This window comes from Desulfobacter hydrogenophilus (genome assembly GCF_004319545.1).
In the GTDB taxonomy this organism is placed as follows: domain Bacteria; phylum Desulfobacterota; class Desulfobacteria; order Desulfobacterales; family Desulfobacteraceae; genus Desulfobacter; species Desulfobacter hydrogenophilus.
On the sequence record NZ_CP036313.1, the window covers coordinates 341747 to 359007 of the forward strand.

The 17261-nt window shown below is 46.6% G+C and carries 19 protein-coding genes; 13 read left to right on the forward strand and 6 right to left on the reverse strand.

Features of this window, described 5'->3' with window-relative positions:
• The first annotated feature begins 173 nt into the window (after positions 1-173).
• The 4 genes from EYB58_RS01530 (at position 174) to EYB58_RS01545 (ending at position 3941) form a co-directional block, all read left to right on the forward strand.
• Positions 174-1658, forward strand: coding sequence for a sigma-54-dependent transcriptional regulator (locus EYB58_RS01530; protein ID WP_111954674.1), 1485 nt, complete (start codon positions 174-176; stop codon positions 1656-1658).
• Between the two features lie 112 nt (positions 1659-1770).
• Complete coding sequence (gene aroC / locus EYB58_RS01535) at positions 1771-2877, forward strand: chorismate synthase (RefSeq protein WP_111954676.1); 1107 nt, start codon at positions 1771-1773, stop codon at positions 2875-2877.
• A gap of 183 nt (positions 2878-3060) precedes the next feature.
• Positions 3061-3240, forward strand: coding sequence for a rubredoxin (locus EYB58_RS01540; protein WP_111954678.1), 180 nt, complete (start codon positions 3061-3063; stop codon positions 3238-3240).
• Between the two features lie 347 nt (positions 3241-3587).
• Positions 3588-3941, forward strand: coding sequence for a DVU0772 family protein (locus tag EYB58_RS01545; protein WP_111954680.1), 354 nt, complete (start codon positions 3588-3590; stop codon positions 3939-3941).
• 91 nt (positions 3942-4032) lie between these two features.
• Here EYB58_RS01545 and proC read toward each other — a convergent pair whose 3' ends face one another.
• Both proC and EYB58_RS01555 read right to left on the reverse strand, forming a co-directional pair.
• A complete protein-coding gene (gene proC / locus EYB58_RS01550) occupies positions 4033-4884 on the reverse strand; it encodes a pyrroline-5-carboxylate reductase (protein WP_111954682.1) in 852 nt (283 codons plus the stop codon).
• A 262-nt stretch (positions 4885-5146) separates the two neighbouring features.
• A complete protein-coding gene (locus EYB58_RS01555) occupies positions 5147-5341 on the reverse strand; it encodes a CNNM domain-containing protein (RefSeq protein ID WP_111954684.1) in 195 nt (64 codons plus the stop codon).
• 309 nt (positions 5342-5650) lie between these two features.
• Here EYB58_RS01555 and EYB58_RS01560 point away from each other — a divergent pair, with 309 nt between their 5' ends.
• The 5 genes from EYB58_RS01560 to nifS all read left to right on the forward strand — a co-directional run bounded on the left by EYB58_RS01560 (position 5651) and on the right by nifS (position 9431).
• Positions 5651-5893: an Hpt domain-containing protein gene (locus EYB58_RS01560; RefSeq protein ID WP_163354314.1), complete on the forward strand. Its 243-nt coding sequence runs from the start codon at positions 5651-5653 to the stop codon at positions 5891-5893.
• A 157-nt stretch (positions 5894-6050) separates the two neighbouring features.
• Positions 6051-6860: a TIGR02757 family protein gene (locus EYB58_RS01565; protein ID WP_111954688.1), complete on the forward strand. Its 810-nt coding sequence runs from the start codon at positions 6051-6053 to the stop codon at positions 6858-6860.
• Positions 6853-7578, forward strand: coding sequence for a DNA/RNA nuclease SfsA (gene sfsA, locus EYB58_RS01570; RefSeq protein ID WP_111954690.1), 726 nt, complete (start codon positions 6853-6855; stop codon positions 7576-7578). The genes EYB58_RS01565 and sfsA overlap by 8 nt, the downstream gene beginning before the upstream one ends.
• A gap of 84 nt (positions 7579-7662) precedes the next feature.
• A complete protein-coding gene (gene nifU / locus EYB58_RS01575) occupies positions 7663-8247 on the forward strand; it encodes a Fe-S cluster assembly protein NifU (RefSeq protein WP_111954692.1) in 585 nt (194 codons plus the stop codon).
• Positions 8248-8264: 17 nt separating this feature from the next.
• On the forward strand, positions 8265-9431 hold the full coding sequence (nifS, locus tag EYB58_RS01580) for a cysteine desulfurase NifS (RefSeq protein WP_111954764.1): 1167 nt from the start codon (positions 8265-8267) through the stop codon (positions 9429-9431).
• A gap of 279 nt (positions 9432-9710) precedes the next feature.
• Here the strand turns inward: nifS and EYB58_RS01585 are convergent, their stop codons facing one another.
• Both EYB58_RS01585 and EYB58_RS01590 read right to left on the reverse strand, forming a co-directional pair.
• Positions 9711-10049 carry a TusE/DsrC/DsvC family sulfur relay protein gene (locus EYB58_RS01585; RefSeq protein WP_111954694.1) on the reverse strand — a complete coding sequence of 113 codons (339 nt, stop codon included), beginning with the start codon at positions 10047-10049 and terminating at the stop codon, positions 9711-9713.
• A 520-nt stretch (positions 10050-10569) separates the two neighbouring features.
• Positions 10570-11232, reverse strand: a complete 663-nt coding sequence (locus EYB58_RS01590) for a prepilin-type N-terminal cleavage/methylation domain-containing protein (RefSeq protein ID WP_111954696.1) — start codon at positions 11230-11232, stop codon at positions 10570-10572.
• A 164-nt stretch (positions 11233-11396) separates the two neighbouring features.
• Here EYB58_RS01590 and EYB58_RS01595 point away from each other — a divergent pair, with 164 nt between their 5' ends.
• A complete protein-coding gene (locus EYB58_RS01595) occupies positions 11397-11621 on the forward strand; it encodes a hypothetical protein (RefSeq protein WP_111954698.1) in 225 nt (74 codons plus the stop codon).
• A 237-nt stretch (positions 11622-11858) separates the two neighbouring features.
• On the opposite strand, the gene EYB58_RS01600 is transcribed toward EYB58_RS01595, so the two are convergent.
• Both EYB58_RS01600 and EYB58_RS23025 read right to left on the reverse strand, forming a co-directional pair.
• Positions 11859-12209, reverse strand: coding sequence for a DsrE family protein (locus EYB58_RS01600; protein ID WP_111954700.1), 351 nt, complete (start codon positions 12207-12209; stop codon positions 11859-11861).
• 16 nt (positions 12210-12225) lie between these two features.
• A complete protein-coding gene (locus EYB58_RS23025) occupies positions 12226-12363 on the reverse strand; it encodes a hypothetical protein (RefSeq protein WP_163354318.1) in 138 nt (45 codons plus the stop codon).
• Positions 12364-12841: 478 nt separating this feature from the next.
• On the opposite strand from EYB58_RS23025, the gene EYB58_RS01605 reads away from it, so the two are divergent.
• The 3 genes from EYB58_RS01605 to EYB58_RS01615 all read left to right on the forward strand — a co-directional run bounded on the left by EYB58_RS01605 (position 12842) and on the right by EYB58_RS01615 (position 17208).
• A complete protein-coding gene (locus tag EYB58_RS01605; protein WP_111954702.1) occupies positions 12842-14824 on the forward strand; it encodes a hybrid sensor histidine kinase/response regulator in 1983 nt (660 codons plus the stop codon).
• 90 nt (positions 14825-14914) lie between these two features.
• The gene (locus EYB58_RS01610) at positions 14915-15661 is read left to right on the forward strand and encodes an N-acyl homoserine lactonase family protein (protein ID WP_111954704.1); all 747 of its coding nucleotides are present in this window, start codon (positions 14915-14917) and stop codon (positions 15659-15661) included.
• Positions 15662-16545: 884 nt separating this feature from the next.
• Positions 16546-17208 carry a rubredoxin-like domain-containing protein gene (locus EYB58_RS01615; RefSeq protein WP_111954708.1) on the forward strand — a complete coding sequence of 221 codons (663 nt, stop codon included), beginning with the start codon at positions 16546-16548 and terminating at the stop codon, positions 17206-17208.
• Positions 17209-17261 lie beyond the last annotated feature (53 nt).

Sequence of the window (17261 nt, forward strand, 5' to 3'; positions counted from 1 at the left end):
AATTGCAAACAAAGATCGTGCCACGCATCTACATAAGTATGACAACATACTGAATAAATAAGAAAAATAAATTTTATTTATTTAAAAACAAAATTTGAGTTATAAACCATTGTGCAAAAAATGTATCCATGCCATACAATAAATGGACAACAACTTAATCGTCGGATCAAAATATGAAAGAAGTAACCGAGTTTCTACCCGAAGAACTGGATTTTTTTAAATGCGTTCACAACGCCGGAGCTGCCAACCCCTTCGGCAGAGATCGTGTTCTACGGGAAGCTGAAATTGCAGGTGTTTCACCGGATAGCCCCAAAGAAATCAGGGTGCTTAAGGCGTGTCAGGCCGTGGGGCATCGCCTGGCGCAAATACAAAAGCGCGGCAGAATCAATCTTAGTCATTTTACGGGAGAGAATCAGTATTTTTTACGGTCTGTATTGCTGTTTCACTTTTTCCACCTGTTCAGAAAACAGATCGACAGCCTGATCACTCGCCAGCTTGATAATGCCGAAGAGTCCCTGGAAGCGCAGTTTGCGCCGGAGGCCCTGGCCCTTTTGCGCGGCTGGGGATTCGGTATTGAGGAGAGCCGGCGCTTCATTGCCCTGGCGTATCAGTTTCGTCGAGCATATTATTTTATTTTCCGGCACCTGGTAGGGCGCAGTCGGTGCATGCAGCAACTGCGGCGGGATCTGTGGCAGAACGTGTTCACCCATGACATCCTTATGTATGACCAGTATTTATGGAACCGTATGGAAAATTTCTCCACCATGTTGTTCGGTGAAACCGGCACGGGCAAGGGAACCGCGGCTTTGGCCATGGGGCGCTCAGGCTATATCCCCTTTGATGAAAAGGAAAACAAGTTCACCCATAATTTTGTGAATACCTTTACCACGCTCAATATCAGCCAGTTTCCTGAAACCATCATTGAATCCGAGTTGTTCGGCCATGTGCGCGGCGCTTTTACAGGGGCTGTCAAGGACCATAAAGGGGTATTTAGCCGTTGCAGCCCTAATGGATCTATTCTACTGGATGAAATCGGCGAGTTGTCCACCCATGTTCAAATAAAACTGCTCAATGTGCTTCAGGAGCGAGTCTATTCACCCGTGGGGAGCGATGAAAAACATAGATTTAACGGCAGGATCATTGCCGCCACAAACCGAAGCATCCGGGAAATCCGGGAAAAGAAGATATTCAGGGATGATTTTTACTATCGCCTGTGTTCCGATATCATCACGGTGCCGCCCCTGCACAAAAGGATTGCCCAGGATCCTGAAGAGCTTTCGGATCTTCTGGCACACACGGTGACCCGTATTGTGGGACAACCTTCTTCGGAAATTGTCTCCCGTGTACTTGGATATATCGAATCCAGCCTGACCCTTTCATATCCATGGCCGGGCAATGTGCGGGAACTGGAACAATGTGTCAGGCGTGTGGTGCTGCGCAACGCATATGAAATAAATGAGACGCCGACACCAGCGTCCGAAACCGATGCTTTAACCCGGCAAATTCAAGACGGCCGTATCAGTGCCCAGGACCTGCTTGCCCATTATTGCACCCGCTTATATGAAAAACACGGCACCTATGAAGCTGTTTCCCGCATTGCCGGGCTGGACCGAAGGACAGTGAAAAAGTATATTGATTCATATAGTCAGGTTCATTAATATAATGATAACCAGTGCTTTTCATGGCTTTTCAATGCATTTTGTGTGAAACTTGCAGTACTATGATTTATTAAAATTAACCAAATTAAAACGACCATATAAGGAAAAATTCATGTCAAGTTCATTTGGAAAATTGTTTCGTGTTTCAACCTTTGGTGAATCCCATTGCCCCGGAGTCGGGGTCGTTGTGGACGGGTGCCTGCCCGGCATGTATTTGACGGAACCCGATATTCAGTACCAACTCGACCGCAGGCGTCCGGGTCAAAGCACCTTGTCAACAGACAGGCAGGAATCGGACCAGGTGACCATCCAGTCCGGCACGGAACTTGGTCTGACCCTTGGCACACCCATCAGCCTGTTTGTGCCCAATAAGGACCATCGCCCAGGGGATTATAAATCCATGGCAGATATCCCACGGCCCTCCCATGCGGATTTCACCTATCAGTCAAAATATGGCATCCGGGCCTCATCCGGCGGCGGCCGTTCTTCTGCCCGGGAGACCATTGGCCGGGTCTGTGCCGGGGCCATTGCCGAAAAGATGCTTAACACCGCACTGGGTATTGATATTGTAGCCTGGGTCAGCCAGGTGGGGCAAATCAAAGCACCGGAAACCGATGGCTTAAATCTTACCCGGGCCATGGTGGATGCCAGCATGATCCGCTGCCCGGATGCAGATTCGGCAAAGGCCATGGAGGCGGTTGTTTTGCAGGCCAAAGAAGACAAAGACTCCATTGGCGGTGTGGTATCATGTATCTGCACCAATGTGCCGGCGGGCCTTGGCGAACCGATATTTGATAAACTTGAGGCACTTTTGGCTCATGCCATGCTTTCCATTCCGGCCACCAAGGGGTTTGAAATCGGATCAGGGTTTGCCGGGGCGCAGATGCGCGGTTCTGAGCACAATGACCCCTTTGTTAAAAAAGACGGCCGACTTGGCACAACAACCAATTTCAGCGGCGGCATCCAAGGCGGGATCTCCAACGGGGAACCCATTATGTTCCGGGTGGCGTTTAAACCCCCGGCCACCATCGGACTTGCCCAGGAAACCGTGGATTTTCAAGGCAGGCAGGCCACACTTGCGGCCGAGGGCCGGCATGATCCCTGTGTGGTATCCAGGGCGGTACCCATTGTGGAAAGCATGGCTGCCCTCGTGCTGGCCGATGTCATGCTGCAGCAGCAGGCCAGGTTGGCAGGTACGGCGCTCATGAAAAAGCAATAGCGACATCACAATTTTGAATCAAAATACCGGGGTCCCATATATTTGATTTAAAAGTGGCACATTGATTGCTAATATATTCTCAAATTCGTTGGAAGAATGTCTGCCTGGAAACAAAAATTATGTTTTAGTTTAGGGCAGATGAAAATTTGAACAACAAACATATAGAAAATATAAGGAGAAATTATGTCAGATCCCAAGGATATGTACCAATGTCAGGTTACCAATTGCGGATTCATTTATGATCCCGACAGGGGTGATCGCAAAGGGAAAATTAAAAAAGGCACAAAATTTGAAGAGCTGCCCGAAGACTGGCGCTGCCCAATCTGCGGAGCCAGTCCGAAAAGTTTTAAGTGCCTGGGCTAAAAATACGGTCCGGCGATATTCGGCAAAACGCTGCCGGATAAGGTGATTAAAAAAAAACAGACGTCCTGTCAGGGTAAAACCGGCAGGACGTTTTTGATTTAGGACCGCATTATTAAAACATTTTTGATTTTCTTCAGATCGTTAGACAGTATAATAGAGACATATATGTCTCTATTATACTGTCTCGATTTTTGTCTCATTATAAATTAATCATTTAATTTACGCAATTCGATTTAATTACAAACGCCTGTTATCATATAAAAAACTTTAATTATTCACAACCTGGCACAGGATTTGCTTATATACTTTTCAGAGTTGAAGAATAACCGCAAAAACAGGAGGCTTCTATGAGACTCAAAGACATAAAAAAAGACTATAACCTGATTAACTCCGTGGATTGGGAGATGACCCCTGAAGAAGCCATTGCCCTGCATCTTGAATGGGGGCCGTTACGTTCCCAGAGCTACTACAATTCCAGGGACAATAACAATGAAACCGTTTATTTTGTTATCAATACCTGGAAGAAAACCCCCATCCTGACCCTTGTCAGAAGAAAGGGGTTTGATTCCGAAGAAGTTGGCAATTTTGATCTACCCGAAGATGTTGTTTCGGAATTCATGCAGGGCATCGGCAAATATAAAGGCGTTTATGCCGTGGAAGGAAAAGTCAAAGATTGGCTTAGAAAGGAACTTGATGCATAATCCGCCATCGACTTATAACCACCTGCGTTAAGTTCCTTTTTTCAAAACCGGAAGATGGGCTGTCCTGAGCATCTTCCGGTTCTTTTTTATATTAATCTTCCGCGTTCTTAATAAAATCATTCACCATCATGTCACCCAGTTCCTTGGACCGGTTCGTAGCGGATTCAACGGCATTGATGAGGGTAGTACGAAGGCCGCCCTGTTCAAGGGTGTGGATGCCGGCAATGGCCGTGCCCCCTGGAGAGGCCACCCTGTCTTTGAGCTGCCCCGGGTGTTCCCGGCTTTCAAGAAGCATGCGTGCCGCACCCAACACGGTCTGGGAGGATAAAAACAAGGAATCTTTCCTGGACAACCCCATTTTGACTCCGGCATCAGCCATGGCATCCACAATGGTGAAAATATAGGCCGGGCCTGATCCGCTTAATCCGGTGAACGCATCCATGAGTACGTTTTCCTGGATAAATACGGTTTTCCCCACGGAATCAAAAACCGCCCGGGCAAGTTCCACATCACCGTCCTGGACAAACTGCCCCGAACATACCGCTGTGGCGCTCTCTTTGACAAATGCGCAGATATTGGGCATGGCCCTGATCAGACGCAGCTCCTTTTTAAGACCTGCGGCAATGGCGGCCAAAGGCACACCTGCAGCAATGGAGATCACAAGCTTGGATTTGTCCAGGGCCGGCGCCGTCTCCTTGAGCACGGAACCCAGAATCTGGGGTTTGGTGGCATAGATAATGATTTCTGATTTTTCACAGACTTCAATATTGTCGGATGTGGTTAACACCCCGTATTTTTCATGAATTGCGTTGAGTGTCTCGGGAAAAATATCCGAGCAGATGATATTTTCGGGTTTGGCTGCCTTAGACATCACAAGCCCGCTGACCAGAGCCTCCCCCATGTTTCCGCTTCCAATGAAGCCAATTTTTTTATCTTGAAGCATTCCGTCTCCTTTTTGGGCTGAAGTAATAATAAGGAGCCTATACTATGGCCCAGTCTAAAAGCGTGTCAAGGCAAATATCATCCCTGCATGACACAACCCCATACAACTTGCCTGCAGTTTGATGCCAATTTCATTATTAAAACCATTTTCTTCTTTATTGATCAAGTCTTCAAGTTGAAATCATCTCTTAGGACTGAGGATTTAATAACATCCGAAAGGGTTTTGGTTTAATACCTGTAATTAAGCAAGTCAGAATCTCAATTTAGGAACTAATTAAATCCGCAGTCTTTAGCCTCAGCAGTTTTTCCGAATTTTTATTTCCGCCGGCAGCTTCCACTTCCAGCCGGAGCCTTCCGATGCTGAAAAGGGCAAGATTCATTCCGGAAAATATGGCTGATTGACTGATACAAAAAAAAATACCAAGCCATGTCATCAAGGTTACAAACGAATTTTCCATAATATTTCTCCCGGTCTTTTGTGTTCAGAGTTATAGGATCTCAACCAGATATTTAAAAAGCAATGTCTGCGATTGGTCGGAATTGATGATCTCAGGAATAAGCGGATTGATGCGCTCGCTGTATGGACTTCCACTTGAAAGGCCGATAATGACTTTGAGAAAATCAAAATTCAATTGTATTTTTATATGAAAGTCTGTGTAACTTCCATAGATCTTTCAACTTTTGTTGTGGGTTGAGCCTAGGTGTTGATAGACCGGAAGGCACTGGACAATATTCGCTCATTACAAAGCCAAGGGGATGCGGACATATTGAGCCGGATTATTAACTTGTTTCTTGAAGAGACTCAGAATCAATTGGAGAACCTACAGCAAGCCATTCGCGACAAAAATGCCGATACTGTCTATTCCATCGCCCATAGTCTGAAATCAAGCAGTGCGAACCCTGGGTGCTATGAAATTATCAGCCTTGCTCAAAGATCTGGAGGAAAGAGGAAGGAAAAACGTATTGACGGATACGCCCAGTTTGTTTCTACAGATAGAAAACGAATTTAAGAGAGCAGAACAATTGCTGCAAGCTGAAATAAATGGTTCATAAGCCTTTGGCAATTTATGTCTCAAACTCCATTATCTATTGATTTAATATCACAATCTATCATTTTCAATGTCCCTCACGGCATCAATTGGCCCCTATTTTGCTTAATGTCTTCACATGAAAATTGGCGTACGGAAACTAAGATCAAAACTGGACCAACTTTATTCGACATACAATCAAAAACAGTATGTTGATCCTGATCCATTGCTGTTTCTCTATAACTATCCGGATGTCCGGAACAGGGAGATCGCAGGGATTATTGCCTCAAGCCTGGCATATGGCCGGGTGCCCATGATCATGCAGGCTGTGTCGGTCGTGCTTGATAAGATGGGGCCTGATCTTCGCGGATTTATAATGAATGCCGATCCGGAAAACATCGCCGGCATGTTCCAAAACTTTAAATACAGGTTCGCCACAGGGAACCACTTAAGCGCCATGATCATGGGGCTTAAGGCGGTTATTGACGATTACGGATCCCTGGGGGCCTGTTTTATTGCAAATCAGGCGGATGAGACAGATCTGTCTGAGGGACTTGCCCGGATCAGAACACAAGTTCTACGAGCAGGGGGTGCCGGGCATCTTCTATCTGATCCCGGGAAAACGTCTGCCTGCAAGCGCAGTCACCTGTTTTTAAGATGGATGGTGCGCAAAGATCAGGTGGATCCAGGAGGCTGGCCCAATGTGCCGACAGCAGCGCTGACCTGTCCTGTGGATGCGCACATGTTTAAAATCGGCCATATGCTTGGATTTACAAAACGCCGCAGTGCCGACGGCGTCTGTGCCGCCCAGATTACCCAAGGCTTCAGGCGAATATGCCCTGATGATCCGGTGAAATATGATTTCTGTTTGACCCGTTTCGGAATCCGTGACGGACTTGATATGGCTCAACTGAAACGATTTTTAAAGGACGATGATTATCATGTATAAAGGATATGAGCTGCCGCCTTTAATCAAGGGAAAGCTTTTGAAACGATATAAACGCTTTCTGGCCGATATTGAACTGGAAAACGGTGAGATGGTCACGGCCCACTGCCCCAACTCGGGATCTATGAAAGGCTGTGCCCGGCCGGGTAGCGAGGCGTGGATATCACAAAGCACCAATCCGAAACGAAAGCTTAAATACACCTGGGAACTTACCCGGGTTGACGGCACGTTCATCGGTATTAATACGCTGGTACCCAACCGGCTTGTCAAGGCATCTGTGGAAAACAATCTGGTACCGGAGCTTTCCGGTTACAGCCGGGTGACCTCGGAAGTAAAAACATCCGAGCACACCCGTCTGGACCTGATGCTGGAAGATGACAATAAAAAGCCGTGTTTTGTGGAGATCAAAAACTGCACCCTGGTGGAAAACGGGTTGGCCAGGTTCCCTGATGCTGTTACCAAGCGGGGGCAAAAGCATATCCAGGAACTAGTAGGCCTTGCCGCCGGCGGACACAGGGCGGTTTTGTTTTTCCTTGTCCAGCGTACAGATGCCGATACCTTTACCCCGGCTGCTGATATTGATCCTGAATATGCAGAGAAATTGATGCAGGCCAGATTAAAGGGTGTTGAAATTATTGTACGGGATGTTGTTTTTAATCTGGATGTAGATCCGGCACTGATTCGCCTGGATCGTTCTTTAAATTTTTTCGAACCTGATTGACAAACTACCACTATGTAGTATCTTTCAGAAAAGACATTCATCCTGTTAAAGGGATGAATGTTATGGGATAAAAGGAGAGCAGATATGTGGAATTATTCAGAAAAGGTTATGGAACATTTCTTGAAGCCAAAGAATGTGGGAGAGCTTGAAGGGGCCAACGCTATTGGAGAAACAGGATCTTTGAACTGCGGCGACGCACTTAAGCTGTATTTGAAGGTGAACGAGAATGAAAGAATAATAGATGCCTCCTTTATGACGTTTGGCTGCGCGTCTGCTGTGGCCTCCTCCTCGGCGTTAACTGAAATCATCAAGGGTATGACCCTAGATGATGCAGCCAAAGTAACCAATGACGACATTGCCGATTACCTGGGTGGGCTACCCAAAGAAAAAATGCACTGTTCGGTCATGGGCCAGGCGGCCCTTAAAAAAGCCATTGCCGATTTCCGCGGGATTCAAATACTTGAAAAGCCCGGAGAGATGATATGCGAATGCTTTGATGTCACAGATCTTGAAATTATTGATGCCGTTAAAAACAATGGCCTTGAGAACACCGAGGATGTGACCAATTATCTTAAAGCCGGCGGTGGTTGCGGCAAATGCCTGGACAGAATCGAAGAAGTTGTCCACAAGACCATGGCAACCATGGAAGCACATTCGGAAGCAGAGTGATTAAAAAAAGGATTGATATGATTTACATTGATAATAACGCCACCACCCGGGTAGCTGACGAAGTGATCCAAGAAATGCTGCCGTATTTAGAACAATTTTACGGTAACCCGTCTTCAATGTATGGTTTTGCGGATACCGTAAATAAAAAAGTTCAGCAGGCTAGGGCACAGGTGGCAGAGTTTATCAATGCAGACCCTGGGGAAATTATTTTCACCTCCTGCGGGACTGAAAGCGATAATGCAGCCATTAACGCGGCCATCAACGCATTTCCGCAGAAAAAACATATTATCGCCACAGAAGTTGAACATCCGGCCATCAGAAGTCTTTGTTTTCACCTGCAGGACAAAAAAGGGTACAAGGTGACCTTTGTGCCGGTGGACAAAAAGGGCCGTCTTGACTTTGACACCCTTTACAAGGCCATGTCCGATGATACCGCCATTGTTTCTGTCATGTGGGCCAATAACGAAACCGGAGTGATCTTTCCCATTGCCGAAATTGCAGAAAAGGTTAAGGAAAAAGGGATCTGGTTTCATACCGATGCGGTTCAGGGTGCGGGAAAAATTCCCATTGACGTTAAGGCTGCGGGGGTGGACATGCTTTCCCTGTCAGGACATAAAATCCATGCACCCAAGGGTATTGGCGTGCTGTATGTCAGAAAGGGAATTAAGTTTTCGCCTTTTCTCATTGGCGGTCACCAGGAAAAAGGCCGCAGGGGCGGTACGGAAAACACAGCCTCTATCATCGCTTTGGGCAAGGCCTGTGAACTCGCAAAAGCCAATATTCCCCTGATGAATACACAGGTTCGAGAAATCCGGGATTATCTTGAGACCCGGCTTTTAGATGAAATCCCAGCGACGTCTGTGAACGGGGACAGGGGAAACCGCCTGCCCAATACCCTGTCCATCGGCTTTGATGCCGTTGAAGGCGAATCCATCCTCATGCTGATGAACCAGGCCGGCATATGCGCATCTTCCGGTTCTGCCTGCACCTCGGGCTCCCTGGATCCATCCCATGTGCTCATGGCCATGCAAGTGCCCTTTAAATCCGCCCACGGCACTATTCGGTTTTCATTGTCCCACTATAATACCAAAGCGGAAATGGACACCATTGTAGAGACCCTGATACCGGCCATCGACAGACTGCGGCAGATGTCGCCATTCTGGAAGGATGGTAAAGTCGTGTAATTAATGGTTCTTTGCGTTAGTTGCCGTATCCCATTATTTCATTCTATTTTCCTGAAAAACGGTGAAAAACCAGGTCAGCCCAGGGCTGTTATTTAGCAAGATTAAACGACCACCGTCTTGAAGACGGTAGGTTTAAAGCACGGCGGTCTAAACCACCGTCTGAAAGTGAAACCCCTAAAAGACGGTGGTTTTGATCACAGGCTTTACAAGGGCTAAAGCCGTCCCAATAATAAATTAAAACTGTTGAATCAGCCTTAGGACCGCTTTATATAAGAACGCTTATGCCGTGGTTTTAATTTTGGCAAATACCTCAGGAGTAGGTTTAGGGAGGCCAGCTATCTTCCAAGCTTTAACCGGATCTGGAAACTGTTCATAGTTACAGTTTTTTGCTTGGCCCACATTTTTACACACCGCCCTGAGGATGGGAAATGCCTCAAATTTTTCATAATAGTCGCGCATAAATTTTAAAATTTCCATGCGCTCCATGCTCAGTGGACATTCATCATGAATCCCTTCTTTATCCGCCAATGCGCAGGCGATTTTCTCTGTCCAGGATTTAAAATCCTTGAGATACCCTTCCTCATCCAGGTGCAGTTCAAGATCTTGTGGGTTTATCATGGGCCACCTCCTTGAATTGGGTTTATGTAACTGTACAACTTTACTATTTTATTAAAATAAGCACCAAACAGGTTTTGTAAACAGCTCACTTTATCTGAGCCTTCTCACAAAACAAGAAGAATTTTGAAAAGCAAACGAATACCTGTTAACACTACAGCGACACTTGGACGCCTAATTTTTTAGCCATTGCTAAGCTTAAGCAGTTTTTTTAGCTTTTGTCTGAGTCGAAAAAGAAAGTGCTGCGCCAACATGACATAAAGCATGTGCCGAAGCCTGCATCACAGCCTACCCATCGGGCTGGAAATGTTTTAATGACCGATTTCATTAAATCAGATGCGATCTGGTTTTTTGTTGAAAACTCAAGTTTTCCGGAATAAGGTTGCTTTTCCACAGTTTTTCATGATTTTTGTCAAACCATAATTTAGGCATATATAACCGAGAACCCATTAGCCCATATCCTTTCTCTCCGGCATAGCCTTTGGGCAAACAGCGGTATTCATACCATTTTTTCTCGCTGGTTTCAGGGAGAAAGCAGCCGCGCCCTTGCCCGGGTTTCCAGGACAACAACTGTCCCATATTTCCCGGTAGTCAAGCGGATGCGCACGACACCCTCGGCAAGCAGATCGGTGACAAATCCGGTCACATACTCACAGACAACCTGGGATCGAGTATCTGAGGTGTCAGCAGTCAAATAGTCAGGCACGGTTTCCACAAGTTTCCAATTATCGGAATCGGTCTTGTCCAGGGCAAAGGAGACATACTCTTTTACATCGCCAGCCCCCTCATTGACCAGGCCGTCTGCATCTGTATCCGCATCCAAAAAGCCGTCACCGCCCACGGTCCGGGCGCTGTCGACCATGTCCAGGGTCCGTTCTGCCACCTTAAGCTGATCGCCTTCTTCGGTAGGCAGAACAATTTCATCGGTATCCCCAACAAACCGGACCATGCGGGCCATGGCAAAATCAGCGGTCCCGCTGGTCTGGGAATGATCATCGGCATCTCCCATGGATTGGACCAGGGTCGCAACGATCTGGGTCAAGCCGGTCATGAGAATCCCCAGGACTATCACCGCAATCATCACTTCCACCAGGGTCATGCCAACAACTGAGCCATGGCAAAAGAAAATCCTGCCGGATCGGCCAGGGGGGATAGAATCACCTGGTATACAGGAAAAAATTTTCATTTTGCAAACTATAGTACAACCTGTTTTGCAGATCAATATCCAGGATGAATTCGAACCGGGTATCCGGATTCCCCATGGATAGTTCGCTATTTTTCTGATAGCTTTGCAAGTGGATTAAGTCAACGGTCTGGCGTACGAGCCAATTAAGTCGATGGGGATGGGGTATGAAAAAACCTTTATCAACGATCAGCAACAGCTACGGGTACCTGATGATGGACCTGATGGTGGCCATACTCCTGATGGCCATTGCCATCGCTCCCATGATGAATTCGTTTTTCCCGTCGTTTAATGCCATGTTTGGCAAATATTTCTGGTGTGTTTACGCGCTCAGAATATTCAAAAATACATTTTTAGAGGCCAGTAGGCCGTGTTTTAGCTTTCATTCCTAAACTGATTGATGCGCACCGGCGAAAAATGTCGATAGAAGTAGTCCTTCCAATATTGAGGGTTTTGATGATGTCAGAGATGGGGTTTGGGCAGGTCTGATGCCACGTTAAATCCGGGCGGGGTGCACTGTTTCGCAAATCTGCCGGAACTGACTGCATAATTGAAGGTCAACCGGGATAGGGCCCCCTCACCGGGGAGCCCTGCCAAACCACTCGACATACAGATACGAGTCAAGTCCCTTAGAAATTAAAAACCTTTGCCTCTGCGGCCATATCAATAAGGTGAGGACCGCCGTCCAGCTGCATATTGGTGAAAAAAGCGGATTCATCAAGACCGCGGTTTTTCGCGCACGGGGTACAGATGCCTGTGGTGACCTCATTTTCCACCAGATAGGGCAGATAATCGGCCGGGCAGTCTCCCGTGTCTGTTTTGATGCTCAGGTCTCTGTCCTTATTGGCCCACATAACACCGCCATCAATGAAAAACATATCCACATGATGTCCTTTTGAGTGCGCGATTTTGGCAAACTGGAAACATCTTGTGGCAGACTCATTATCATCCTTGCCGAGAACAAACAAAAAATTAGCCATTATTTTTTTTCCTGTATCAGTGTGTTGAAATTTTATAAAACCGTCTGTGTAATCTTACAATGCCCAGCTCGCCGATGCCTGTTTTCACCTGACGATGATGTTCCTTGACTTTTTCCGTGCGCAGTTCAAGGGACAATTCAAAATCTTTAGCCATGAGCATGGGCGCTTTAATCGCGCTTCGTCCCCCCCCATTGGATTCAACACCATTGGGGTTGGGGCTTTTGCTGATCCGTACGTATATTTTCCTCCATCATCGGTTGGGCATGTTTTCGGGCAATGGGATGTCGTAATCCTTTCCGGCCTTTATAAACGCCGGGGGCTCTTTTTTGTCAAGATTTTTAAGCGTTCAGGTTGACATCATAACAGCCTTCATCCTATACAACAGAAAGGTGGTGTTTGGATACGTTTGAACCGGTAGAGCAATAGCTTAGGACCGCAGATTAAATAACTTGAACGAAATAGCTTGCCTTTTGGCCCATCTACTTCGTTGCATCAAAGGCCCAATAAGCCTGCTATTCAACCTTTAATGCACCTTATAGATGAACCAAAATTCGGCGTTATTTCTGCTCAACTTATTTAATCTGTGGTCCTTAATACCATAAAGAGACAATAGGGTATAGACCCGTTTGAGTATGAGACCTGAACAGATTCTCGTTGTTGATGACGAAAAACGAATTGTTGACAGCATTACCAGATGCCTTACCAGAGAAGGGTTTCGCGTCTTTTGTGCTTATGATGGTCTGCAAGCAGTCTCCTTGTTCAATACACAGAAAATTGACCTGGTCTTGATGGATATTTCCATGCCCGGTATGGATGGATATGAGGCCATGGCCAGAATGTTTGAGGTGGACCCCGAAGTCCTTGTCATTATTATGACCGGATTTGCCTCAGTGGCGTCTGCGGTCTCTGCCCTGAAACAGGGTGCCTGGGATTACCTGAAAAAACCCTTTGAATTTGATGAGTTGATTAAAACCGTTAATAACGGCATTGCCCAGCGACATCTGATCGCTGAAAAACAATTCTACGCCGCGCGCCTTGAGGCCTCTGAAAAAAAATACCAGTACATGGTTGACAATTCACCGGATCTGATTTTCACCCTGGATGAAACTTTTTGTTTCTCTTTTGCCAATCAACAGTTTGAAACCCTCCTGGGGTATTTGCCACTGGAACTGAAAGGAAATTCGTTTGACGCGATTCTCCACGAGGATGACCGCTGCAAACTCACCCGGTTGTTTCAGACCGACGGTCCGCCCACCCGAGAGCTGTCTCCCGGCTGCAACATTGCCCTGAATCTGCGCTTTAAAAAAGCCGGTGTCGAAGAAAACAGGTATGATCCTTATTCCGCCTTTGCATTCATGGAGATGAAGGCCTCGGTTCTTACCTCGCAGGATATCAAATCGGCCCATGAGTTCAAGGGTGTTTATGCTGTGGCCAGGGATGTCACCGAACGTATGCGGCTTGAGGCCCAGCTTCGCCAGGCCCAGAAAATGGAAGCCATCGGTACGTTTGCCAGCGGCATTGCCCATGATTTCAATAATATCCTTATGAGCATACAAGGATATGCCTCCCTGGTTAAAATCGGGTTTAACCGTGAGTCAGAAGAATATAAACGGCTGTCCAACATTGACGAATATGTTCACAACGGCGCCGAAATGACGCGTCAACTTCTGGATTTCTCCCGGAAGAACAGCCGACAGGCAACCATCACCTTGAATATAAATTATCTGCTTAAAACCTCAGCCAAAATGTTTGGCCGCACCAGAAAAGATATCATCATTCGCGAAGAACTGGATAAAAATATTTGGCCCATAGTGGTGGATGAAATTCAGATCAATCAGGTGCTTATGAACCTGTTTGTCAATGCGTGGCATGCCATGCCCAAAGGCGGCCGGATTACGGTAAAATCTCAAAATTTGGTCATAGAGAGCGAGCACGCCCAAAAAACTGGTCTTGACCAGGCTGGTGATTATATCAGGGTCTGTGTGGCAGACACCGGTACAGGCATGGACAAGGAGACCCTTTCGCGCATATTCGATCCCTTTTTTACGACTAAAACCCAGGGCCGGGGAACCGGCCTGGGGCTTGCCACAGCATACGGGATCATCAAAGCCCACAAGGGCTCCTTTCAGGTCAAGTCCTCCCCCGGCAAAGGCAGTATATTCATGTTTTTTCTACCCGCTGTAAAGGACCGCGCGTACACAGATCATGTCCTGCCTTTGACGAAAAATAAAGGCCGCCTTATTTCGGGCAAAGGCCGGGTGCTTTTGGTGGATGATGAAAAAGAGGTGATAGAAGTCTGCAAAGAGATGCTCGAAGCCCTTGGCTACGAGGTACTAATTGCCGGTGCCGGTGCCCAGGCCGTATCCGTAGTTCAAAATGATGTCAAAGGCATTGACCTGATGATTCTGGATGTCGTGATGCCAGGCATGGGCGGTGTCCAGACCTATGACGCTGTGCGGCATCTGAATCCGGACATCCGGGTGCTGGTCTGTTCCGGGCTTGCGCCCAAAGAAGATATCCGACAAATGATTGACAACGGCTGCAAGGATTTTTTATTGAAACCATTTGACATTGCCACGCTGTCGGAAAAAATTGAATCCGTATTTAGTGCCTGAAGGCAAACCCGTGTTTGGACGAAAAGTTGCCCAGATGCAACGCTGCAGATGGGTGACTTTTCGTTCAAACACTATATATTGAGGAATACAATGACCTATACCATTCACCCCGTTGCCATGGGGACAAAAGTATTTGACAAAAGCATGATGACCTACCAGTACGGGCAAGGAGAAACCTATACCATTCCCATTTTCTGCTGGGTAATCAAAGGCGGGGACAAAAATATATTGGTGGACACCGGCGAAATGAATCCCATCCAGTCTGAACAAAGGGAACAAGCCATTAACGGGAAAATCTATACCTTTGAACAGGGCTTAAAAAAACACGGGCTGGCACCTGAAGACATTGATATTGTCATCCATACCCATCTGCACAACGATCATTGCGAAAATGACTATAAGTGTGAAAACGCCACATTCTACGTGCATGAGCAGGAACTTGAATCCATCCACAATCCCCACCCCTTAGATTATCGGTACCTGGAAGATTATATCGAGGATGTGGAGGAAAACGGGCAAATCAAAATAGTGACGGAGGACACCCCCATTGTTGACGGCATCTATGTTAAGCATACGCCGGTCCACACCAAAGGGGGCCTGACCGTATTCATTGATACACCAAAGGGCAAAGCGGCCATCACCGGCTTCTGCATCATTGAAGAAAATTACAATCCCCCGCCGGAAATCAAAGGCATGGAAATGGAGGTTATCCCACCGGGCACCCATGTGGATGCCTATTCGGCCTATGATATCATGGTGCAGGTAAAAAAAGAGGCGGATATTCTTATCCCTCTGCATGAACCCCGGTTTGCTTGTGGCGATCCCCTGGGCATTTAAGGATAAGGGACTCAATGATATTGAAAATCTAAACGGGGGCTTTTGACAGACGTCAACGGTATCGTTAGTGTCTATACTGATAAGGCTCGACGAGCTTTCTTATTAATATCAGAATAACCGTCGAGCCATACAACACAACAAACGTAATTCTTAATAACAGCCATGGGACGACTTTATCACCCGACTCAGAAACCGACCACAACAAATATTGAAAGTCTCTTTTTTCGGGGTTCTGACCATTAAAGACCCCATGCCGGCTCGCTATCATGAGGGCCTGGAAAGTGTCCATTGTTTATGGCATGTTCTAATGCTATTTTTTCTTCATTTCCTTCCCGCAACACGTTAATGGAACGCTGCAGGCATCCTCGGACCCCGCAGTGCAGGAACATGGTTTTGTCACTTTTAATTCAAGGCCGCAAGATTCACATGTGTAAACATCGCCTTCTTTCATATCGCAACAATTAGCCATTCGTCTACCTCCTTTGATTTGGTGTTCAATTTAAGAATAAATATCCCCGCTGAAATTTTTTAGAGATATGCGCATAGTGAATATATTTCAGCAATACGTTATAATTTACTTGCATTTATAATTGATTACAATGATTAATTTTGACTATGGTTCCCAAGCCGGAGCTTGGCAGGTGGTTATTCGTCATTAATTTTCACCCCTAAAATTTAAACACCATTTAATTTTTCATATCCCAAAGCAAATATAGTTCAAAAGCCTCCCGTAAAACCGAGGCAGACAGCGTTTATCCGGATGAGAACAGCATTTTTAGGTTGCCATAGGGGCATGGCATATGCAATACAACGTATGTTGAAATGCATTTAAGCAAGCAGAATTAAATAAATAATGACACACTAAAACGTTAAGGAGGAAATCAATGAAAAAATGGCAATGTTCTGTATGCAAATACATTCATACAGGAGACGACCCCCCTGAGAAATGCCCGGTGTGCGGGGTCTCCGCAGACAAGTTTGTGCTCCTTGAAGAGGATGCAACCCCTGATACATCAACGGATGCGCCAGCGGCCGATGAAAACAAAACCGATGCCCCAAACGAGACCGATAAACCGGATCTATCAACTTTAGACAAATGGGGTCGTGTGAAGGTTTATATGGAACAGGCGACGGACCTGATGCTTCAGCACCATGCCCATCCGATGTCGGTTCATCTGCCCAACGGGGTCATTCCGGTGGTTGCAATCCTGATTGTTCTGGCCTGGTTTTCCGGTTCGGAGATGATGTTAAAGGCCGGATTTATCAATTTGATATTTGTTCTTATTTCCCTGCCTATCGTTGGGTTGACAGGCTTTCTTGAGTGGAAGGAAAAATATAATCAAGCGCAAACTAATATATTTAAAATAAAAATCGCCGCTGCATCCGTAACCGCGGTCTGCTGCATTACGTCGATTATTTGGTATCTGGTCAACCCAGAAGTGTTGGCATCGTCCGGTGCCTGGCTATTTGTCATGATTAACCTGCTGATGCTTGCCGGAGCCGGCGTGGCCGGATATATCGGCGGGAAACTGGTTTTCAAGGAATAAAAGGGATCCGATGGCCGCGCTTTAAATACGACTAAACCTTCGGCGCAATATCT